The sequence below is a fragment of the Pseudomonas sp. BS3782 TE3695 genome (assembly GCF_050435305.1).
Taxonomy (GTDB): Bacteria; Pseudomonadota; Gammaproteobacteria; order Pseudomonadales; family Pseudomonadaceae; genus Aquipseudomonas.
This window is the reverse complement of sequence record NZ_JBNDKB010000001.1, coordinates 5,565,133-5,584,056: the sequence shown is the minus strand read 5'-3', so window position 1 is coordinate 5,584,056 and position 18,924 is coordinate 5,565,133. Positions and strand designations below refer to the sequence as shown.

At 59.6% G+C, this 18,924-nt stretch carries 14 protein-coding genes and 1 riboswitch; of the genes, 12 read left to right on the top strand and 2 right to left on the bottom strand.

The window, feature by feature from the left end:
* The first annotated feature begins 71 nt into the window (after window positions 1-71).
* The 5 genes from ABH909_RS25155 to ABH909_RS25135 all read left to right on the top strand — a co-directional run bounded on the left by ABH909_RS25155 (window position 72) and on the right by ABH909_RS25135 (window position 4,580).
* Window positions 72-761 (top strand): ABC transporter permease, encoded by a 690-nt coding sequence (locus tag ABH909_RS25155; RefSeq protein ID WP_007904805.1) that lies wholly within the window; start codon window positions 72-74, stop codon window positions 759-761.
* Window positions 758-1,456, top strand: a complete 699-nt coding sequence (locus ABH909_RS25150; RefSeq protein WP_429438263.1) for an ABC transporter permease — start codon at window positions 758-760, stop codon at window positions 1,454-1,456. The genes ABH909_RS25155 and ABH909_RS25150 overlap by 4 nt, the downstream gene beginning before the upstream one ends.
* A gap of 1 nt (window position 1,457) precedes the next feature.
* Window positions 1,458-2,570, top strand: coding sequence for a M14 family metallopeptidase (locus tag ABH909_RS25145; RefSeq protein ID WP_429438260.1), 1,113 nt, complete (start codon window positions 1,458-1,460; stop codon window positions 2,568-2,570).
* A gap of 27 nt (window positions 2,571-2,597) precedes the next feature.
* Window positions 2,598-3,362, top strand: a complete 765-nt coding sequence (locus ABH909_RS25140; protein WP_007904680.1) for an ABC transporter ATP-binding protein — start codon at window positions 2,598-2,600, stop codon at window positions 3,360-3,362.
* A gap of 237 nt (window positions 3,363-3,599) precedes the next feature.
* Complete coding sequence (locus tag ABH909_RS25135; RefSeq protein WP_095634595.1) at window positions 3,600-4,580, top strand: GlxA family transcriptional regulator; 981 nt, start codon at window positions 3,600-3,602, stop codon at window positions 4,578-4,580.
* Between the two features lie 24 nt (window positions 4,581-4,604).
* Here the strand turns inward: ABH909_RS25135 and ABH909_RS25130 are convergent, their stop codons facing one another.
* Window positions 4,605-9,650, bottom strand: coding sequence for a dermonecrotic toxin domain-containing protein (locus tag ABH909_RS25130; protein ID WP_429438257.1), 5,046 nt, complete (start codon window positions 9,648-9,650; stop codon window positions 4,605-4,607).
* 305 nt (window positions 9,651-9,955) lie between these two features.
* Between ABH909_RS25130 and ABH909_RS25125 the strand changes: the two genes are divergently transcribed.
* From ABH909_RS25125 to astE, 7 genes are all read left to right on the top strand, one after another.
* Entirely contained in the window at window positions 9,956-11,176 is a 1,221-nt protein-coding gene (locus tag ABH909_RS25125) for an aspartate aminotransferase family protein (RefSeq protein WP_007904683.1), read from the top strand.
* A 224-nt stretch (window positions 11,177-11,400) separates the two neighbouring features.
* Entirely contained in the window at window positions 11,401-12,420 is a 1,020-nt protein-coding gene (gene aruF / locus ABH909_RS25120; RefSeq protein ID WP_095634598.1) for an arginine/ornithine succinyltransferase subunit alpha, read from the top strand.
* Window positions 12,421-12,507: 87 nt separating this feature from the next.
* Window positions 12,508-13,533: an arginine N-succinyltransferase gene (astA, locus tag ABH909_RS25115; protein WP_123495822.1), complete on the top strand. Its 1,026-nt coding sequence runs from the start codon at window positions 12,508-12,510 to the stop codon at window positions 13,531-13,533.
* Complete coding sequence (astD, locus tag ABH909_RS25110; RefSeq protein ID WP_429440101.1) at window positions 13,530-14,999, top strand: succinylglutamate-semialdehyde dehydrogenase; 1,470 nt, start codon at window positions 13,530-13,532, stop codon at window positions 14,997-14,999. Before astA ends, astD begins: the two co-directional genes overlap by 4 nt.
* A 167-nt stretch (window positions 15,000-15,166) precedes the next feature.
* Window positions 15,167-16,513: an N-succinylarginine dihydrolase gene (gene astB, locus ABH909_RS25105; protein WP_429438254.1), complete on the top strand. Its 1,347-nt coding sequence runs from the start codon at window positions 15,167-15,169 to the stop codon at window positions 16,511-16,513.
* A 54-nt stretch (window positions 16,514-16,567) separates the two neighbouring features.
* Window positions 16,568-16,858 carry a hypothetical protein gene (locus tag ABH909_RS25100; RefSeq protein WP_007904718.1) on the top strand — a complete coding sequence of 97 codons (291 nt, stop codon included), beginning with the start codon at window positions 16,568-16,570 and terminating at the stop codon, window positions 16,856-16,858.
* 12 nt (window positions 16,859-16,870) lie between these two features.
* Window positions 16,871-17,881: a succinylglutamate desuccinylase gene (gene astE / locus ABH909_RS25095; RefSeq protein WP_429438252.1), complete on the top strand. Its 1,011-nt coding sequence runs from the start codon at window positions 16,871-16,873 to the stop codon at window positions 17,879-17,881.
* 138 nt (window positions 17,882-18,019) lie between these two features.
* Here astE and ABH909_RS25090 read toward each other — a convergent pair whose 3' ends face one another.
* Window positions 18,020-18,529 carry a 6,7-dimethyl-8-ribityllumazine synthase gene (locus tag ABH909_RS25090; protein ID WP_429438250.1) on the bottom strand — a complete coding sequence of 170 codons (510 nt, stop codon included), beginning with the start codon at window positions 18,527-18,529 and terminating at the stop codon, window positions 18,020-18,022.
* A 115-nt stretch (window positions 18,530-18,644) separates the two neighbouring features.
* Window positions 18,645-18,814, bottom strand: a riboswitch (FMN riboswitch).
* Window positions 18,815-18,924: the final 110 nt, after the last annotated feature.

Genomic DNA, 18,924 nt, shown 5'->3' with positions numbered 1-18,924 from the left:
GAAATGGCGCAAGCAACAGGATCTCTGAGGTTTGCGCCATTTTTTCATCCCAACTTTCGAGGACCTGAATCATGTTGAAAGGCTACGGGGCTGTCATCCTCGATGGCGCATGGCTGACGCTTCAGCTCGCCTTGTCGTCCATGGTCCTGGCCATTGTTCTGGGTCTGATCGGCGTTGCGCTGCGTCTGTCCCCGATACGCTGGCTGGCCTGGCTGGGCGACCTGTACTCCACGGTGATCCGCGGTATTCCCGATCTGGTGCTGATCCTGCTGATTTTCTACGGCGGCCAGGACTTGCTCAACCGTGTTGCGCCGATGCTGGGTTATGACGACTACATCGACCTGAACCCGTTGGCCGCCGGTATCGGCACCCTGGGTTTCATCTTCGGTGCGTACCTGTCGGAAACTTTCCGTGGTGCCTTCATGGCAATCCCGAAGGGGCAGGCAGAAGCCGGCATGGCGTACGGCATGAGCAGTTTTCAGGTGTTCTTCCGGGTGTTGGTACCGCAGATGATTCGTCTGGCGATTCCGGGTTTCACCAACAACTGGCTGGTATTGACCAAGGCGACCGCGCTGATTTCGGTGGTCGGTCTGCAAGACATGATGTTCAAGGCCAAGCAGGCGGCAGACGCTACCCGCGAGCCTTTCACCTTCTTCCTCGCAGTGGCGGCGATGTACCTGGTGATCACCAGCGTCTCGTTGCTGGCATTGCGTCACCTTGAGAAGCGCTACTCGGTAGGCGTAAGGGCGGCTGATCTATGATCTTCGACTACAACGTCATTTGGGAGGCCTTGCCGCTGTACCTCGGCGGCCTGGTGACCACCCTTAAATTGCTCGCGCTGTCGCTGTTTTTCGGTCTGCTGGCGGCACTGCCGCTGGGGCTGATGCGCGTCTCCAAGCAGCCGATCGTCAACATGAGTGCCTGGCTGTTCACCTACGTGATCCGCGGCACGCCGATGCTGGTGCAGCTGTTTTTGATCTACTACGGCCTGGCGCAATTCGAAGCGGTGCGTGAAAGCTTCCTCTGGCCATGGCTGTCCAGCGCCACGTTCTGTGCATGCCTGGCCTTCGCCATCAACACCAGCGCCTACACCGCTGAAATCATCGCCGGCAGCCTGCGCGCCACGCCGAACGGCGAGATCGAAGCGGCCAAGGCCATGGGCATGTCGCGGGTCAAAATGTACAAGCGGATTCTGCTGCCATCGGCTCTGCGCCGGGCACTGCCGCAGTACAGCAACGAAGTGATCATGATGCTGCAGACCACCAGTCTGGCGTCCATCGTGACCCTGATCGACATCACCGGTGCCGCGCGCACGGTCAACGCTCAGTTCTACTTGCCGTTCGAAGCCTACATCACCGCCGGCGTGTTCTACCTGTGCCTGACCTTCATTCTGGTGCGCCTGTTCAAAATGGCCGAGCTGCGCTGGCTGGGCTATCTGGCCCCACGGAAGCACTGATATGGAACGCATCGATCATGCTTTGCCATGGAGTCACCTGGGCAGCGAACGGCGGATTTCGGTGTTCCGCTTCGGCGCTGGCGAGCGCAAGGCCTACATCCAGGCCAGCCTGCACGCCGATGAACTGCCGGGGATGCGCACGGCCTGGGAGCTGAAAAAGCGCCTGACCGAACTCGAAGCCCAAGGCTTGCTCAACGGAGTGATCGAACTGGTGCCGGTGGCCAATCCACTGGGCCTGGGTCAACTGCTTCAGGGTAATCATCAGGGGCGATTCGAGGCGGGTAGCGGCAAGAATTTCAACCGCGATTTCGTCGAGCTGAGCGAGCCCGTGGCCGCTGAGTTGCAAGGGCATCTGGGTGACGATCCTCACGCCAATGTCCGTTTGATCCGTGAAACCATGAGCGATGTGCTGGCCGCATTGCCGCCGGCCGCGAGTCAGTTGCAAGGGATGCAGCGCATCTTGCTCAGCCATGCCTGCACTGCCGATGTGGTGCTGGACCTGCATTGCGATTGCGAAGCGGCGCTGCACATGTACGCCTTGCCGCAACACTGGCCGCATTGGCGTTCGCTGGCTGCACACTTGAACGTCAAGGTCGGTCTGCTGGCGGAAGATTCCGGCGGCAGCTCCTTTGATGAAGCGTGTTCGCTGCCTTGGCTGCGTCTGTCGCGTCTGTTTCCGGATGCGCAGATTCCGCTCGCCTGCCTGGCGACGACCATCGAATTGGGTGGCCAATCCGATACCGGTCGCGAAGAGGCGGTGGCTTACGCCGAAGGCATTCTGGCGTTCCTCGCGGAACAAGGCTTGATCAGCGGCGAATGGCCAAAACCTGCGCAAGAGGCTTGCGAAGGCCTGCCGTTTGAAGGCACTGAATTGCTGTTCGCGCCGCATCCGGGCGTGGTGAGTTTTCTGCGTAAACCCGGTGAGTGGGTTGAAGCGGGCGACGAGATTTTCGAAGTGATCGATCCGTTATCGGATCGGGTCAGCACGGTGTGTGCTGGTACGTCCGGGGTGCTGTTTGCCATTGAACGGCTGCGTTATGCCCAACCCGGTTTCTGGCTGGCCAAGGTGGCGGGGCGCGAAGCGCTGCGTCACGGGCGCTTGCTCAACGACTGACTGACTGTTTTTGTGAGAACCGACCGCATGTACAAACTTGAAGTCCAAGACCTGCATAAACGCTATGGCAGTCACGAAGTGCTCAAGGGCGTGTCCCTGAAAGCGGCGGCTGGCGATGTGATTAGCATCATCGGCTCCAGTGGCTCCGGCAAAAGTACTTTCCTGCGCTGCATCAACCTGCTCGAGCAACCGCACGCCGGCAAGATTCTGCTCAACAACGAAGAGCTGAAACTGGTCGCCAACAAGGACGGCGCGCTGAAAGCCGCCGACCCGAAACAGCTGCAACGCATGCGTTCGCGCCTGTCGATGGTGTTCCAGCATTTCAACCTGTGGTCGCACATGACCGCGATGGAAAACATCATGGAAGCGCCGGTTCACGTGCTCGGCATGTCCAAGACCGAAGCCCGTGAGAAGGCCGAGCACTACCTGAACAAGGTCGGTGTTGCTCATCGCAAAGATGCTTACCCGGGCCACATGTCCGGCGGCGAGCAGCAGCGTGTGGCGATTGCCCGTGCGCTGGCGATGGAGCCTGAGGTGATGTTGTTCGACGAACCGACTTCCGCCCTCGACCCTGAGTTGGTCGGTGACGTGCTGAAAGTCATGCAGGCCCTGGCACAGGAAGGCCGGACCATGGTGGTGGTGACGCACGAAATGGGCTTTGCCCGTGAAGTGTCGAACCAGTTGGTGTTCCTGCACAAAGGCGTTGTCGAAGAAAGCGGCAACCCGCGTGAAGTGCTGGTCAATCCGCAGTCCGAGCGTTTGCAGCAATTTTTGTCCGGCAGCTTGAAATAATCAGGACTGCCGTTGTGCACGTAGGAGCTGTCGAGTGAAACGAGGCTGCGATCTTTTGATCTTTTAGAAAAGCCAGGATCAAAAGATCGCAGCCTCGTTTCACTCGACAGCTCCTACGGGGTGGGGGCGGCAAGCCAGTTCCCACCTTTGATCTTTGCCGGTTTCAAGATTTGTGTTCATTTACAGGCTAGCCTTGGCCCATGCCTTCATTCTGTTCTTTGCTTCGGATTGCCCGCCATGACTGCCCATCGAATTGGTTTCCTGATTTGGCCCAGCACAAAAGCTCTGACGCTTGCGCTGGCTGAGGAGGCCTTGCGTGTTGCCCAGCGTGTGCACCCGGACGTCGTTTACGAACTGTCGTTTTTGCAGGCCGAACCATCGACCGAAGGCGCTTGGCAATTGCCGGGCGAACCCTGGGCCGGCAAGCTCGAAAACTTCCAGAAGCTGTTCCTGCTCGCCGACGAGCCGCCGACCTCGCTTGCGCCGGCGCTCAGCAGTGGGCTGAAACAACTGGTGCGCGCCGGGTGTGTAATCGGCGGATTGTCGGCCGGTGTTTACCCGTTGGCGCAGTTGGGTTTGCTCGACGGTTATCGCGCGGCCGTGCATTGGCGTTGGCAAGACGATTTCGCCGAGCGTTTCCCGAAGGTGATTGCCACCAGTCACCTGTTTGACTGGGATCGTGATCGCCTGACCGCATGCGGCGGCCTGTCGGTGCTTGACCTGTTGCTGGCGGTGCTGGCCCGCGATCACGGCGCCGAACTGGCCGGTGCGGTGTCGGAAGAACTGGTGGTCGAACGCATCCGTGAAGGTGGCGAGCGCCAGCGCATTCCGTTGCAGAACCGCTTGGGTTCCAGTCATCCGAAGCTCACCCAAGCGGTGTTGCTGATGGAAGCCAACATCGAAGAACCACTGACCACCGACGAAATCGCCCAGCACGTGTGCGTATCCCGTCGGCAGCTGGAGAGGATCTTCAAGCAATACCTCAACCGTGTGCCGAGCCAGTACTACCTGGAATTGCGCCTGAACAAGGCCCGGCAGATGTTGATGCAAACCAGCAAGTCGATCATCCAGATCGGCCTGTCGTGTGGCTTCTCTTCGGGGCCGCACTTCTCCAGTGCCTACCGCAACTTCTTCGGCGCCACGCCGCGGGAAGATCGCAACCAGCGGCGCAGCAGTAGCCCGTTCGAGTTGTCGTCGGTGCCGTCCGAACGCGGTTGACCCCGACGTTAAGTCTGGCGTCGATCACTCATCGACGTCAGAGCCTTCGGACGATGACACCTCCATTTCCGCGTGATCAATGACCCCATCGACGCCGAAGTCGACGCCTGTCTGCTGGAAATAACTGATCAGCCGCTGCACGCTTTCTTCAGACAGCGGGTTGCCTCTCAGATTGATGCTTTCGCCGACGTCCAGCGGCAATTCCAGAATTTCGGCGGGTATATGGGTGATCGCATTTGCGCTTAGGTCCGCGCTTTCCAGGGATTTGAGTTGTAACAGGCCTGGCGGCAATTCGGTGATGCCAGTGTTGTTCAGCAGCAGGGTCGTGAGGCGGGGCATCTGGCTCACATCGGGTGTGGCGCCCAGCGGGTTATCGCTCAGGTCCAGGTAGTCCAGGCGCTCCATCTGTGCCAGTTCCAGCGTACTTTGCGCCGTCAGGGTGAGTTGGCAATCGGTCATCGACAGTGCGGTCAGATCGCCCATTTTGACAATTGGCTCGGGGAGGCTCTCGAGTCGGTAGTTGCGGATGGTCAGCCCTTTGAGGCGGGGGAAGCTCTCCAGAAAACGCCCGGCCCCTGTGGTCAGTCCTTCATTACTGTGCAGATACAGCAACGAAACGTGATTGAAGTCTGCACGCATTGTCGGCAGGTCGCCGGTAATGATGGTGGGCAGGGTCAGCTGGTAGGTGGGCTGAAGGTGCTGATTGAAGTCGTCCAGCCCGGTTTGCCGGCGCCAGCAACGTTCTACGATCCGTTTGAACTCATCGCGGATCGAATGTTCTTCCAGCAGCTCCTGGGCGGTGAACGGTGCGCCGCTTACCGGGTGCACCGCCGGTACATCTGCTGTCCAGGCTGAGAGGTCGTTGCTGAGGGTGCTGAATTCGGTTTCCAGGCGGGTGATCGCCACTTTACCGTCGGCCAGCGTGCCGGGCAGCAAATAAATCAATTCACTGGCTTCCTCCTGATCCATGCCTGGGTACAGCGCTTGCACCCGATCGACATCAGCCTGTTCGGCAAACACTGCGAAGTCCTGACGCGTGCGGCGGAAATGGATTTTTATGCGTTCGCGGGCAGCGACTGAAAGCGGATTTGCGCCTAGATCGAAGCCTTCCCGGGTAGCGTTGGGAAGATTGAAGAGCGCGTCGGGCAGCTCCTGGATGCGGTTGTCGTTGAGTAGAGCGGTTCGAAGGTGTGGGCGAGTCAATAAACCGGAGGGGAAGTTGGAAATGCCGGTGTCCGAGACGTCGATGTAGTTCAGGTGCGGCAAGTTTTCGACGTTGGGGGGCATTCCCAGGGGGTTTTTGTACAAGTCCAGAATCACCAGTTTATCCAGCGCCGACAGGGTCGCATGGCTTTGTTGCGTCAGGGTGATAGCGCAGTCGCTCAGAATCAGTTCGTTGAGGTTCGGCCATTGCTCAACCGCCTCCGGCACGCGATTGAGGCGCAAACCACGCAAGGCCAGGCGACGCAAGCCGGAAAACCCGCGTATGAATTCATGCACGCCTCGTGTGGCGATATGGCCGTCCAGCGACAGGTTTGTCACGTGGTCGAAGCCCGCGCTGAGGACTGGCAGCTCGCCCAGTATCGGTTGGGAGAAGCGGAAGTCGACACTATGATCCTCGCCGTCGGGCAATGAGGCTTGTTGTCGCCAGCAGTCGAGTAGTTCTAGTGTCAGGTCTCGGCGATTTCGCTGCTGGATGCTGAATTGTTCAGGGGTGATTCTGATCTCGGTGTCCGGCATGAACAGCGGGACTTTGTCACGCCAGAGGCGCAGGGCATCGCTGAGTCGCGCATGTTCGGCCATGAGCCGGGTCAGCTCTGCCCGTGGGCCGGTCGGATGCCGTTGCAAGCGTTCGACAAAGGCTTGCAGTGCTTCGCGCGATAGCTGGGGAAACAGCTGGTGGGCGCGGGCCTGCAGGGTTGGCGTACCGAACGGCGCCCGATGGTAGCCCTCCGCGCCACCGAGCAAACGCATGACAGTCGGGTCGTAGGTGGGTTTCAACACCGGATGTTGCGCCAGTACCGAACCCAGTTCATCGCGATTCAAGGCATGGGTGCGAATCAGCTGTTTGAGTTTTTCACCTTCGCCAATGTGGATGCCGATTGCCGAGCGCTCGCTGTCCGGTAGCGCCTGCAATAGTTCCAGATAAAACGTGCTCGCGCCGCTGAGCTCAAGGCCGCTATCGTCAAAGGCCTGATAACGGCCATCTGCATTTAGAACGACCACTTTGCGGATCGGCGCATCGGTATTGCCGACGCTGTCGAGCAAGCGTCCGCCATGGGCGTATTCGCGAATCTCCAGACGCAGTTGCCCTGACCAGCCAGGCAGTTGCTTCAAGGTGTGCAGGGCCAGTCGATCGGTATCGGGGTTGTTGGCGGTTGAGCGGATCTCCAGGCCTTCATAAGCCCTGGTCACCCTGACTTGCAATTGGGCTTCACGGGTGAGCAGTACCAGGCGTTTGGACAAGCTGCCGCGCCCAAGTTGTTGCAGCTCTTGATCGCTGGCCGTTTGCAGCAGCGCTTGCGCCATTCTGGTTGGCAAGCCGGGTTCGGCATCGATGAATTTTTGCACCCGCGGGAAGGTGGCGCGTTCGAGCCTGCGGTATCGATTGTCGAAGAGGATTTCTCGTTTGCTCTCAGCGAGCGCTTCCAGTGTTGCGCGTAAGGTGCGGGCGCGGGTGTCGAGGCTTGGAGCCGGCGTGCCGAAACTTTCACCCATCAGTGTTCTGGTTTCGCTTTCCCCAAGCTTGAGGAACAGCGTTCTGATCAGGTCGCCGTTGCTCAGTTGCGTTTGATTGATCTGCACCACGGCTTGGTGATCGGTATTGCGTTCCCAAAGGGTTCGCGCTTTTGCGTCGACCAGGCGCAATCCTTTGTCAGCCGGCCAGTAGTTGTAGTCACAGAGCAGTTCCAGTTGTGTGATGGGGTCGGCCTTCAGGTAGTCAATCGGCTGCACGCTGCCGATCAGATCGATAAAGGTCTGGATGTCTTGATCGATCTTGAAGCGTTCGAGCGTGTCGGCCAGCAATGGCGGCAGTTGTCCGGCCTCCACATGCATCTTGCGCAGGGCGTTCTCATGGCAGTGGCTGATGCTGACCATGCGCTCGCGCATGGACGGTGAAAACCGTTGCATGTCGGGGCCGATACGGCGCAACACAGTGGCCTGGTCCCAGCTCAGAGGCTGGTCGACCTCGGTCTGCCACGTGCCATTGCCGTTGTGCTTGAGCGCCGGTTTGTAGGCTTGGGGGCGAGTCGGGTGTTCGATGCGATACTCGCCGCTCACTGAATCCAGGGACACGTTGTAGTGTTTGTTTTCCAGCGTCAGCAAGGTTTTACCCGCGTAAGGGTGCAGCCCAAGTTCATCGGGTTTAACGTCGTCAGGGAGCGCGATGGGTTGTTCGTAGGGGGTCAGGTCGGGCTTCCAGTAGCGGGTGTCGCCAGTGGGCGTTTTTACCGGATTGAAACGGTCGATGAACTGCACGACTTCCCGGGGCAGAACCGCACGGAACTCGCCCGCTGCAATAACACCGCCCGCGGCAAATGTGCCCAGTTGCACGGCCGACTCAACCACGCCCATGAAGTGCTCGAAGGCTTCAAGGGACAGGCCTTCTGCCCAGTCGATAATGCCTTCGAAGGTTTCGTCGAGTAACTGGTAGGCCATGTAGGCCAGCATCAGCTCGCCTAGAAATGGCACGAACGGCAGCGCCACGAACGCGACGATGTTGATCAGGGCCGAGGCGATTTCACTGAACGAGTCCCATAGCGCCCAGCGCGCTTTCTGGTCGACCATTGCCGTCGACACCGCGACAACACGTGCATCGTTGAGAATCTTGTCGAGCTTGCGCTGGTAGAGATGAGCCCACAGATCCGCTTTGATCGCCGTTGCAGCCATTTGCAGATTTACGCGCTGGGCGGGATTTTCTCTCCAGGTGGGGCGCGGATCGCCAGGTTGAACCGGTTGCCAGGTGATGGGGGTGAGACGGTTGTTCAACTGAGCGAAGAAGTGCCCGCGATCCTCATGGTCGATAAAGCGACTGAAGAACTGTTGATAGTCATGATTGCGCAAGCGCTGGGTCAGCTCCTGGGCGAAGGCGCCGCTGGAGGGATATTCCTTGATCGGGTGTTCAGGATCGTCGGGGATATAGGCCACCACTCGGGCCGCTTCACGCGCACGTTCCAGGTCCGGGGAAAACACCACGATGCCAGTCAGGCGCGCGTTCATGATGGTCAGTTCATGACAGCCCCACGCCTGCCCGTGCAGGCGTAAATGCTGCAGGCCGTCGAGTAAACCAAGGATCAGGCGATGGACATCGCCACCAAGCCGGTTTTGCATGTAAGCCATTTGCAGAGCGGTGTTGAGGGCCGTTTTCTGGCTGTCGCGGATTCTGGCTTGCAAGGTCGCCGCGACCACCGGGTTGCTGATACCCAGGTTTTCTTCGAGGTAGGTTTTGTAGCGTTCGCCAATATTCAGTTCCCGGCACAGTTGAGTGAATGCCGCGATGGGCATTTTTAGCCGGATGTGCGGCAGCTCATTGAACTGCCCAGCAGGGGAAGGCGCACTGATGTAGGTCGAAGCGGCCTCAAAGGCGTCGCCTTCAGTCTCGCTGCTTTCGAAGTTGTGCAGCGCGGCGTCCAGCAACGACACCGTCCAGATGCGTGCCGCGCCCGACTTCAGCCGCAGCCATGGGATATGGTCGGGAATATAAAGACGCAAAAAAGTTTGATGGACGTCCAGCTCCAGGCCGAAGCGCTTTTTCAGCGCTGCAATCAGTAACGGTTCGGCAAAGTCGCTGGCATTTTTCAGCTTGGCCAGGGACTGATCGACGCGATTCTGTGCTTGCCAGTGCAAGGCATTGAGTGTGCGTAATTCGGCGTGCTGGCTGCGGGAGGCGTTAATGAGGCCGGCCGGCAGGCGAGGCTTTGCCTTGCTCAAGGCTTCGCGCTTTTGCGCAGTCGCCTGTGTCAGCCAGCGGGGAATGACGCTCATCAGAGGCTGGTAATGGGTGTCCCTGTTAAAGGGTGGCACCGGATCGAGATAGATAGCATCCGGATTTTCGTTGGTAAGGTTCATGAAGGTTGCCGTTGGCGTTAAGAAGGCTTCAGAAAACACCACGAGCGCCAGCGACGTGCGGTACATATATACCGCCACCATAAAATCCGGATGAGTAAGATCCTCGCAACCTGCCGCAAACCCCCGCAGGCAGTTTAAACTGCGCCTTTGCGACGGTATTTGTCGCATTGCCGTAAACCCGGGCAAAACCTGTGTTTGCGCTATAAGAAGTTGTCGCTTGGCGGCAAGGCCGGGCTGAAAACTGTCCTTACAATCCCCTCATCGCTCGCCAGTTTCAGGCGAGTGTTCCTTTTCAGGAGACTCCGATGTCCGTTGAGCACGCTGCGGTAGAACGCGCCGATTTCGACCAGGTAATGGTTCCCAACTATGCGCCAGCCGCTTTCATTCCTGTGCGTGGTGCCGGTTCCCGTGTTTGGGACCAGTCTGGCCGCGAGCTGATCGACTTCGCCGGCGGGATTGCCGTTAACGTATTGGGCCATGCGCATCCGGCGCTGGTCGCTGCATTGACCGAGCAAGCGAACAAGCTGTGGCACGTGTCCAACGTGTTCACCAATGAGCCGGCCTTGCGCCTGGCCCATAAGCTGGTCGACGCCACGTTTGCCGAGCGCGTGTTCTTCTGCAACTCTGGCGCCGAAGCCAACGAGGCCGCTTTCAAACTGGCCCGTCGCGTGGCCCATGACCGTTTCGGTACCGAGAAGTACGAAATCGTTGCCGCGCTCAACAGCTTCCACGGCCGTACCCTGTTCACCGTGAACGTCGGTGGCCAGTCGAAGTACTCCGATGGCTTCGGTCCGAAGATCACCGGCATCACCCACGTGCCTTACAACGATCTGGCCGCGCTCAAAGCCGCTGTTTCCGACAAGACCTGCGCGGTGGTTCTGGAGCCGATCCAGGGCGAAGGCGGCGTACTGCCCGCCGAGCTGTCTTACCTGCAAGGCGCCCGTGAGCTGTGCGATGCGCATAACGCGCTGCTGGTGTTCGACGAAGTCCAGACCGGTATGGGCCGCAGCGGCAAGCTGTTCGCCTACCAGCATTACGGCGTGACCCCGGACATCCTGACCAGCGCCAAGAGCCTGGGCGGCGGTTTCCCGATCGCGGCGATGCTGACCACTGAAGACCTGGCCAAACACCTGGTCGTCGGCACCCACGGCACCACGTATGGCGGCAACCCGCTGGCGTGCGCGGTCGCTGAAGCGGTGATCGATGTGATCAACACGCCCGAAGTGCTGAATGGCGTCAATGCCAAGCACGACAAGTTCAAGACCCGTCTTGAGCAGATCGGCGAGAAGTATGGCCTGTTCACTGAAGTCCGCGGTCTGGGTTTGCTGCTCGGTTGCGTGCTGAGCGATGCCTGGAAAGGCAAGGCCAAAGACATCTTCAACGCCGCCGAGCGTGAAGGCCTGATGATTCTGCAAGCCGGTCCGGACGTGATTCGTTTCGCCCCAAGCCTGGTGGTTGAAGACGCCGATATCGATGCCGGCCTGGACCGTTTCGAGCGTGCCGCGGCGAAGCTGACGCAAGCCTGATAGACCTTTCGACGCCTGACTGTTCAGGCGTCGTACCGAATTTTTGTACCGGGCCGGATCAAATGTGGGAGCGGGCTTGCTCGCGAAAGCGGTGGGTCAGACAGCAACGATGTTGACTGATGCACCGCTTTCGCGAGCAAGCCCGCTCCCACACTGATCTCTGTGTCTGCAATGACTTCCCGGTTATTTTCCTCATAGAGTTTTTCGAGAAAAGGAGTGACACCATGCTGGTGATGCGCCCCGCGCAAATGGCTGATCTGGGCGAGGTACAGCGTCTGGCTGCGGACAGCCCGATTGGTGTCACTTCCCTGCCGGATGACGTTGAACGCCTGAGCGACAAGATTGCCGCAAGCGAAGCTTCGTTCGCTGCTGAAGTCAGCTTCAACGGCGAAGAGAGCTATTTCTTCGTCCTCGAAGACACGGCCACCGGCAAGCTGGTCGGCTGTTCGGCCATCGTTGCCTCGGCCGGTTATTCCGAGCCGTTCTACAGCTTTCGTAACGAAACGTTCGTGCACGCCTCCCGTGAGCTGAAGATTCACAACAAGATCCACGTGCTCTCCCAGTGCCACGACCTGACTGGCAACAGTTTGCTGACCAGTTTCTACGTGAAGCCGGAGTTGGTGGGTTCGCCTTGGGCTGAGCTCAACTCCCGTGGTCGCCTGTTGTTCGTGGCCAGTCATCCAGAGCGCTTTGCCGATTCGGTTGTGACCGAGATCGTCGGTTACAGCGACGAAAATGGCGACTCGCCGTTCTGGGATGCCATCGGTCGCAACTTCTTCGACCTCAACTACGCCGAAGCCGAGCGTCTGTGTGGCCTGAAAAGCCGCACGTTCCTGGCCGAGCTGATGCCGCATTACCCGATCTACGTGCCGTTGCTGCCGGATTCCGCTCAAGAGGCGATGGGCCAGGTGCACCCACGGGCGCAGATCACTTTCGACATTCTGATGCGCGAAGGCTTCGAGACCGATCACTACATCGACATATTCGACGGTGGCCCGACGCTGCATGCCCGTGTCTCGGGGATCCGTTCGATCGCCCAGAGCCGTGTCGTGCCGGTGAAAATCGGCGAGCCGGTCAAAGGCGCGGGTCGTCAATATCTGGTGGCCAATGCTCAGTTGCAGGATTACCGCGCCGTTTTGCTTGAGCTCGATTACGCGCCGGGCAAACCCGTCACCCTGGATCTTGAAGCGGCCGAAGCCCTGGGCGTCGGTGAAGGTGCCAGCGTGCGCCTGGTGGCGGTTTAACGCCTGCTGCGATGCCTATAAAGAATGAATGCTAAGTAAAGCAGCGAGTTTCACGGGTGGCTCAAGCGGCCCGTTTGAGGAGATAGCATGATTGTTCGTCCCGTACGCAGCAGCGATTTACCCGCTCTGATCGACCTGGCCCGCAGCACCGGCACCGGCCTGACCACCTTGCCGGCCAACGAAGAACGTCTGGCCCATCGGGTCGGCTGGGCCGAGAAGACCTTTCGCGGCGAAGCCGGGCGGGGCGATGCGGACTACCTGTTCGTACTCGAAGACGATAATGGCCGCGTGGTGGGCATTTCCGCCATTGCCGGCGCCGTCGGCCTGCGTGAGCCCTGGTACAACTTCCGGGTCGGCCTGACGGTCAGCGCCTCCCAAGAGCTGAACATCTACCGTGAAATTCCGACGCTGTTCCTGGCCAACGACCTGACTGGCAATTCCGAGTTGTGCTCGTTGTTCCTGCACGCCGATTTCCGCAGTGGCCTCAACGGCCGCATGTTGGCCAAGGCGCGGATGCTGTTCATCGCCGAGTTCCCGCAGCTATTCGGCAACAAGATCATCGCCGAAATGCGCGGTGTGTCTGATGAGGCCGGGCGTTCGCCGTTCTGGGAAAGCCTAGGTCGGCACTTCTTCAAGATGGAATTCAGCCAGGCCGATTACCTCACCGGCGTGGGCAACAAGGCGTTCATCGCCGAACTGATGCCGAAATTCCCGCTGTACACCTGCTTCCTGTCGCCGGATGCGCGTAACGTAATCGGCCAGGTTCACCCGGACACCGAGCCGGCGCTGTCGATGCTCAAGAGCGAAGGTTTCAGCTATCAAGGCTACGTCGATATCTTTGATGCCGGCCCTGCGGTGGAATGCGAAACCACCAAGATCCGCGCGGTGCGCGACAGCCAGGCGCTGGTGCTGGCCATCGGCACCCCGGGTGACGATGCCACGCCGTTCCTGATTCATAACCGCAAGCGCGAAGATTGCCGGATCACTGCCGCACCAGCACGCTTCGCCGCCGGCACGCTGGTGGTCGATCCGCTGACCGCCAAACGTCTTCAACTCAACGCCGGCGATCAAGTGCGCGCCGTTCCGTTGTCTGCTGCTCGGGAGTCGAAATAATGAATTCGCTATACATCGCCGGTGAATGGCTGGCCGGTCAGGGTGAAAGCTTTCAATCGGTAAACCCGGTGACCCAGCAAGTGCTGTGGGCCGGCGAAGGCGCCACGGCCGGTCAGGTCGAATCGGCTGTGCAGGCTGCGCGTCAAGCGTTCCCGGGTTGGGCCCGTCGTACCCTGGAAGAGCGCATCAGCGTGCTGGAAGCCTTTGCCGCAGCGTTGAAGAATCACGCTGACGAGCTGGCTCGCACCATCGGTGAAGAAACCGGTAAACCCCTGTGGGAAGCGGCGACTGAAGTCACCAGCATGGTCAACAAAATTGCCATCTCGGTGCAGAGCTATCGCGAACGTACCGGCGAGAAGAGCGGCCCGTTGGGCGACGCCACTGCGGTATTGCGCCACAAACCGCACGGCGTGGTGGCGGTGTTTGGTCCTTACAACTTCCCCGGTCACTTGCCGAACGGTCACATCGTGCCGGCGCTGCTGGCCGGTAACAGTGTGCTGTTCAAGCCGAGTGAGCTGACCCCGAAAGTGGCCGAGCTGACGGTCAAATGCTGGATCGAAGCCGGTCTTCCGGCCGGCGTGCTGAACCTGCTGCAAGGCGCCCGCGAAACCGGTATCGCCCTGGCGGCGAACCCGGGCATCGACGGTCTGTTCTTCACCGGTTCCAGCCGCACCGGCAATCACCTGCACCAGCAGTTTGCCGGTCGTCCGGACAAGATCCTCGCGCTGGAAATGGGCGGTAACAACCCGCTGGTGGTGGATCAGGTCGCGGACCTCGATGCCGCTGTTTACACCATCATTCAGTCGGCCTTCATTTCTGCCGGTCAGCGATGCACCTGCGCCCGCCGCTTGCTGGTGCCGCAAGGCGCGTGGGGCGATACGCTGCTGGCGCGTCTGGTGGCAGTCAGCTCGACGATTGAAGTCGGTGCGTTCGATCAGCAACCGGCGCCATTCATGGGCTCGGTGATTTCCCTTGGCGCTGCGAAAGCCCTGATGGATGCGCAAGAACATCTGCTGGCCAATGGCGCCGTGGCGCTGTTGGAAATGACTCAGCCCCAGGCTCAGGCAGCCTTGCTGACCCCGGGCATTCTGGACGTAACGGCGGTTGCCGATCGCCCGGACGAAGAGCTGTTCGGTCCGCTGCTGCAAGTGATCCGCTACGCTGATTTTGAAGCGGCGATCGCTGAAGCCAACGACACCGACTATGGCTTGGCGGCTGGTTTGCTGTCGGATTCCGAAGCGCGCTATCAGCAGTTCTGGCTGGAAAGCCGGGCTGGTATCGTTAACTGGAACAAGCAACTGACCGGTGCGGCGAGCAGCGCGCCATTCGGCGGTGTCGGCGCCTCGGGCAACCATCGCGCCAGCGCCTACTACGCCGCGGATTATTGCGCGTACCCGGTGGCCTCGCTGGAAACCCCGAGCCTGGTGTTGCCAGCCACCCTCACGCCAGGCGTGAAGATGGTCTAACGCCCAATCGCGGGCAAGCCCGCTCCCACAGGATTTGCGTCGGTCACAACATGTGTGAACACCTCCGAACCTGTGGGAGCCGGGCTTGCCGCGATGGCCGCGACTCGGTCGCACTGAACAGTTAGTTACTGAAGCCTATAACAACAGATTCTCGTGGAGCCTCGCTGATGAAATCCTATGAAGTCAATTTTGACGGTCTAGTGGGGCCGACCCATAACTACGGCGGCCTGTCCTACGGCAACGTCGCATCCCAGAGCAACAGCCAGCAGTCTTCGAACCCGAAGGAAGCCGCGCTACAGGGCTTGGCGAAGATGAAAGCGCTAATGGAAATGGGCTTTCAGCAAGGCGTCTTGGCGCCCCAGGAACGTCCGGACGTCGCCGCATTGCGCCGACTGGGTTTCAGCGGTACCGATGCTCAGGTGATCGAGCGCGCCGCCAAAGAGGCCATGCCGCTGCTGGTTGCCAGTTGCTCGGCGTCGAGCATGTGGGTGGCGAACGCCGCCACGGTCAGCCCGAGCGCAGACACCGCCGATGGCCGCGTGCATTTCACCGCCGCCAACCTGAACTGCAAATACCACCGCAGCATCGAACACCCGACCACCAGCCGCGTACTGGGGGCGATGTTCGCCGATCAGAAGCACTTTGCTCACCACTCCGCTTTGCCAGCCGTGGCGCAGTTCGGTGATGAAGGCGCGGCCAACCACACCCGTTTCTGCCGAGACTACGGTGAAGCCGGCGTCGAGTTTTTCGTGTTCGGTCGCAGCGCGTTCGACACCCGTTACCCGAATCCGCAGAAGTACCCGGCACGCCAGACGCTCGAAGCGTCCCAGGCTGTCGCGCGTCTGCACGGCCTGAGCGATGACGGCGTGGTCTATGCCCAGCAGAATCCTTCGGTGATCGATCAGGGCGTGTTCCACAACGACGTGATCGCGGTGGGTAACGGCGAGGTGTTGTTCTATCACGAGGACGCCTTCCTCGACACCGAGCAGATGCTGGCTGAACTGCAAGGCAAACTCGCAAAAGTCGGTGGGAAATTTCAGTCGATCTGCGTACCGCGTTCCGCGGTCACCGTGGAAGACGCGGTACGTTCCTACCTGTTCAATAGTCAGCTGCTGTCGCGTCCTGACGGCTCCATGCTATTGATCGTGCCCGAAGAATGCCGTGGCAACGAGCGTGTCTGGCAATACCTGCAAGGCCTGACCAGCTCGGGCGGCTTGATCCGCGAAGTGAAAGTTTTCGATCTCAAGCAGAGCATGCAGAACGGCGGTGGCCCGGCTTGCCTGCGGTTGCGCGTCGCACTTAACGAAACCGAACTGGCGGCCGTCAACCAAGGGGTTATCATGACGGCACCGTTGTACGGCACATTGACCGAATGGGTCGACAAGCACTACCGCGACCGCATGACCGAAAACGATCTCGCGGACCCGCAATTGCTGCTTGAGTGCCGGACGGCACTGGATGAACTGACGCAAATCCTTAAACTGGGCGCGGTTTATCCATTCCAGATCAATTGAAAGTCGGCGCATGAATTGAATGCGCCGCGCTATCTCCAGACGAGAGCGTAAAACATGAGCGATACCCTGCAGCTGATCCTTGAAGACACCGACGGCACGCAACTGGAAACTTCCTGCACCCGCGTCGCGGTCATGTGGCAAGGCAAAGAGCTGTGGATCCAGCAGGACGGCCGCGGCCAGCTGCTGATCGGCGTGGACGTCGAAGAAGGTGACGCTGAATACGCCAATCTGCTGCTGCGCCCATTGGCGACTAATCTGGTAAGTTTGCAACTGGAGATGGAACCGGCCGACGTCGGCGATGATGAGGACCACGTACACGGCCCGGATTGCAATCACGACCACTAAGGAAACCGCTCTATGCTCGCCCTCGGCAAACTGCTTGAACTGACCCTCGCCGGCCGCGAACCGGCGGAGAAGACTCAACTGACTGTCGAAGGCGTGCGCATGCGCTGGTTGAGCGAAGGTGCGCTGGAAGTCCGGCCACCTGAAGCTCGCGACAATGGCCTGGACCTGCTGCTATCGGCCGGCATCCATGGCAACGAAACAGCGCCGATCGAGTTGCTCGATCGCCTGTTGCATGACATCGCCCGTGGTGACTTGAAGCCGCGCGCACGTATTCTGTTTCTGTTCGGCAACCCCGAGGCCATCCGCCGGGGTGAGCGTTTCATCGAGCAGGACGTCAATCGGCTGTTCAACGGCCGTCACGAACAAACCAGTGGTTCCGAAGCCTTGCGCGCATGTGAGCTGGAGCGGCTGGCGGCAACTTTCTTCAGCCTGCCGGATCGCGATCGCCTGCATTACGACCTGCACACGGCGATCCGTGGCTCGAAAATTGAGCAGTTCGCCCTGTATCCCTGGAAAGAAGGTCGTCAGCATTCACGCCAGGAACTGGCTCGCCTGCGCGCAGCCGGCATGGAGGCGGTGCTGTTGCAGAACAAACCTTCCATCGTCTTCAGCTCCTATACCTACGACAAGCTCGATGCCGAGTCCTTCACCCTGGAACTCGGCAAGGCCCGGCCGTTCGGGCAGAACGATGGGGTCAACGTCGACCTTCTTGAAACCCGTCTGAAGCAGATCATCGAAGGCAACGAGCCGCCAATCTCCGAGGACGGGCTGGATGGCTTGCAGTTGTTCAGCGTCGCGCGGGAAGTGATCAAGCACAGCGATAACTTCCGCCTGAACCTGCCGGCGGATATCGAAAACTTTTCGGAGCTGGATGTGGGTTATGTGCTGGCCGAGGATATCGCCAATACCCGCTGGATCATCGAAGAGCAGGGCGCCCGGATCATCTTCCCGAACCCCAAGGTCAAGAACGGCCTGCGCGCCGGCATCCTGATTGTGCCGACCACCGCCGAAAACCTCGCCTGATTCAAATATCGGACCCGACCTGGATCCCTGTAGGAGCTGTCGAGTGAAACGAGGCTGCGATCTTTTGATCTTGTTGTTTAAAAATCAAAAGATCGCAGCCTCGTTTCACTCGACAGCTCCTACAGGTTCAAGGATGAATCAGACGGCTACCGCGCGAGACTCACTACGACGCAACGCCCGCATCTTGTGCAGCGTATCCGCGCACGTCTTCGCCGCTTCCTGGCCTTTATGCACGAAATGCTCGAAGAAGAACTTCTGATGTTCTTCGCCGGCATGGAAGTGATGAGGGGTCAAAACCACCGAGAACATCGGCACTTCGGTTTCCAGCTGCACCTGCATCAGGCCGCTGATTACTGACTGGGCGACGAATTCGTGGCGATAGATGCCGCCGTCGACCACCAGGCCCGCTGCGACGATGCCGGCATAACGACCCGACTTGGCCAGCAGTTTGGCATGCAGCGGAATTTCAAAGGCGCCGCCGACTTCGAAGAAATCGATGTCCGACTCCTGATAACCCTGAGCAATCATTTCGGCGACGAAGCCTTTACGGCTCTGGTCGACGATTTCCTTGTGCCAGCAGGCCTGGATGAACGCGACGCGCTCGCCCTGATGGTTTTTGCTTTTGCTATCGATTGCGGTGGGTTGCATGTTCTGACTCCTGTTTGTGTGAAAAACAGGGCGTTATGAATCGAATGGGATTTAAGGATACGCAGGCACAAGTGCCTGCGGACGGCGCTTTGGTACAGAACCTGGGCGACGCCAATCCCGTTCTCTCTTCATCCGGACTATGACCGTCGGCCCCGGGATCACACCGGGTCTGCTGACCTTGCCGCCATCACAGCCATTGCCGTGCTGCCGCCAAGCGCTCGCGGGCTATGCGCATTGCGCGCAATTACCGCCGGTGGGGAGTTGCACCCCGCCCTGAGAACGTTTTTGCCGCCAGATTGTTTGGCGGCGAAGCGTTTTTAACACAGATTTCCGGCGCGCGCATAGCCAATGCCTGTCACGAAACCTGTGGGAGCGGGCTTGCTCGCGAATACGGA

Coding starts and splice junctions, on each gene's coding strand:
- ABH909_RS25155 (WP_007904805.1), top strand. CDS start 72: ATGTTGAAAGGCTACGGGGCTGTCATCCTCGATGGCGCATGGCTGACG.
- ABH909_RS25150 (WP_429438263.1), top strand. CDS start 758: ATGATCTTCGACTACAACGTCATTTGGGAGGCCTTGCCGCTGTACCTC.
- ABH909_RS25145 (WP_429438260.1), top strand. CDS start 1,458: ATGGAACGCATCGATCATGCTTTGCCATGGAGTCACCTGGGCAGCGAA.
- ABH909_RS25140 (WP_007904680.1), top strand. CDS start 2,598: ATGTACAAACTTGAAGTCCAAGACCTGCATAAACGCTATGGCAGTCAC.
- ABH909_RS25135 (WP_095634595.1), top strand. CDS start 3,600: ATGACTGCCCATCGAATTGGTTTCCTGATTTGGCCCAGCACAAAAGCT.
- ABH909_RS25130 (WP_429438257.1), bottom strand. CDS start 9,650: ATGAACCTTACCAACGAAAATCCGGATGCTATCTATCTCGATCCGGTG.
- ABH909_RS25125 (WP_007904683.1), top strand. CDS start 9,956: ATGTCCGTTGAGCACGCTGCGGTAGAACGCGCCGATTTCGACCAGGTA.
- aruF (WP_095634598.1), top strand. CDS start 11,401: ATGCTGGTGATGCGCCCCGCGCAAATGGCTGATCTGGGCGAGGTACAG.
- astA (WP_123495822.1), top strand. CDS start 12,508: ATGATTGTTCGTCCCGTACGCAGCAGCGATTTACCCGCTCTGATCGAC.
- astB (WP_429438254.1), top strand. CDS start 15,167: ATGAAATCCTATGAAGTCAATTTTGACGGTCTAGTGGGGCCGACCCAT.
- ABH909_RS25100 (WP_007904718.1), top strand. CDS start 16,568: ATGAGCGATACCCTGCAGCTGATCCTTGAAGACACCGACGGCACGCAA.
- astE (WP_429438252.1), top strand. CDS start 16,871: ATGCTCGCCCTCGGCAAACTGCTTGAACTGACCCTCGCCGGCCGCGAA.
- ABH909_RS25090 (WP_429438250.1), bottom strand. CDS start 18,529: ATGCAACCCACCGCAATCGATAGCAAAAGCAAAAACCATCAGGGCGAG.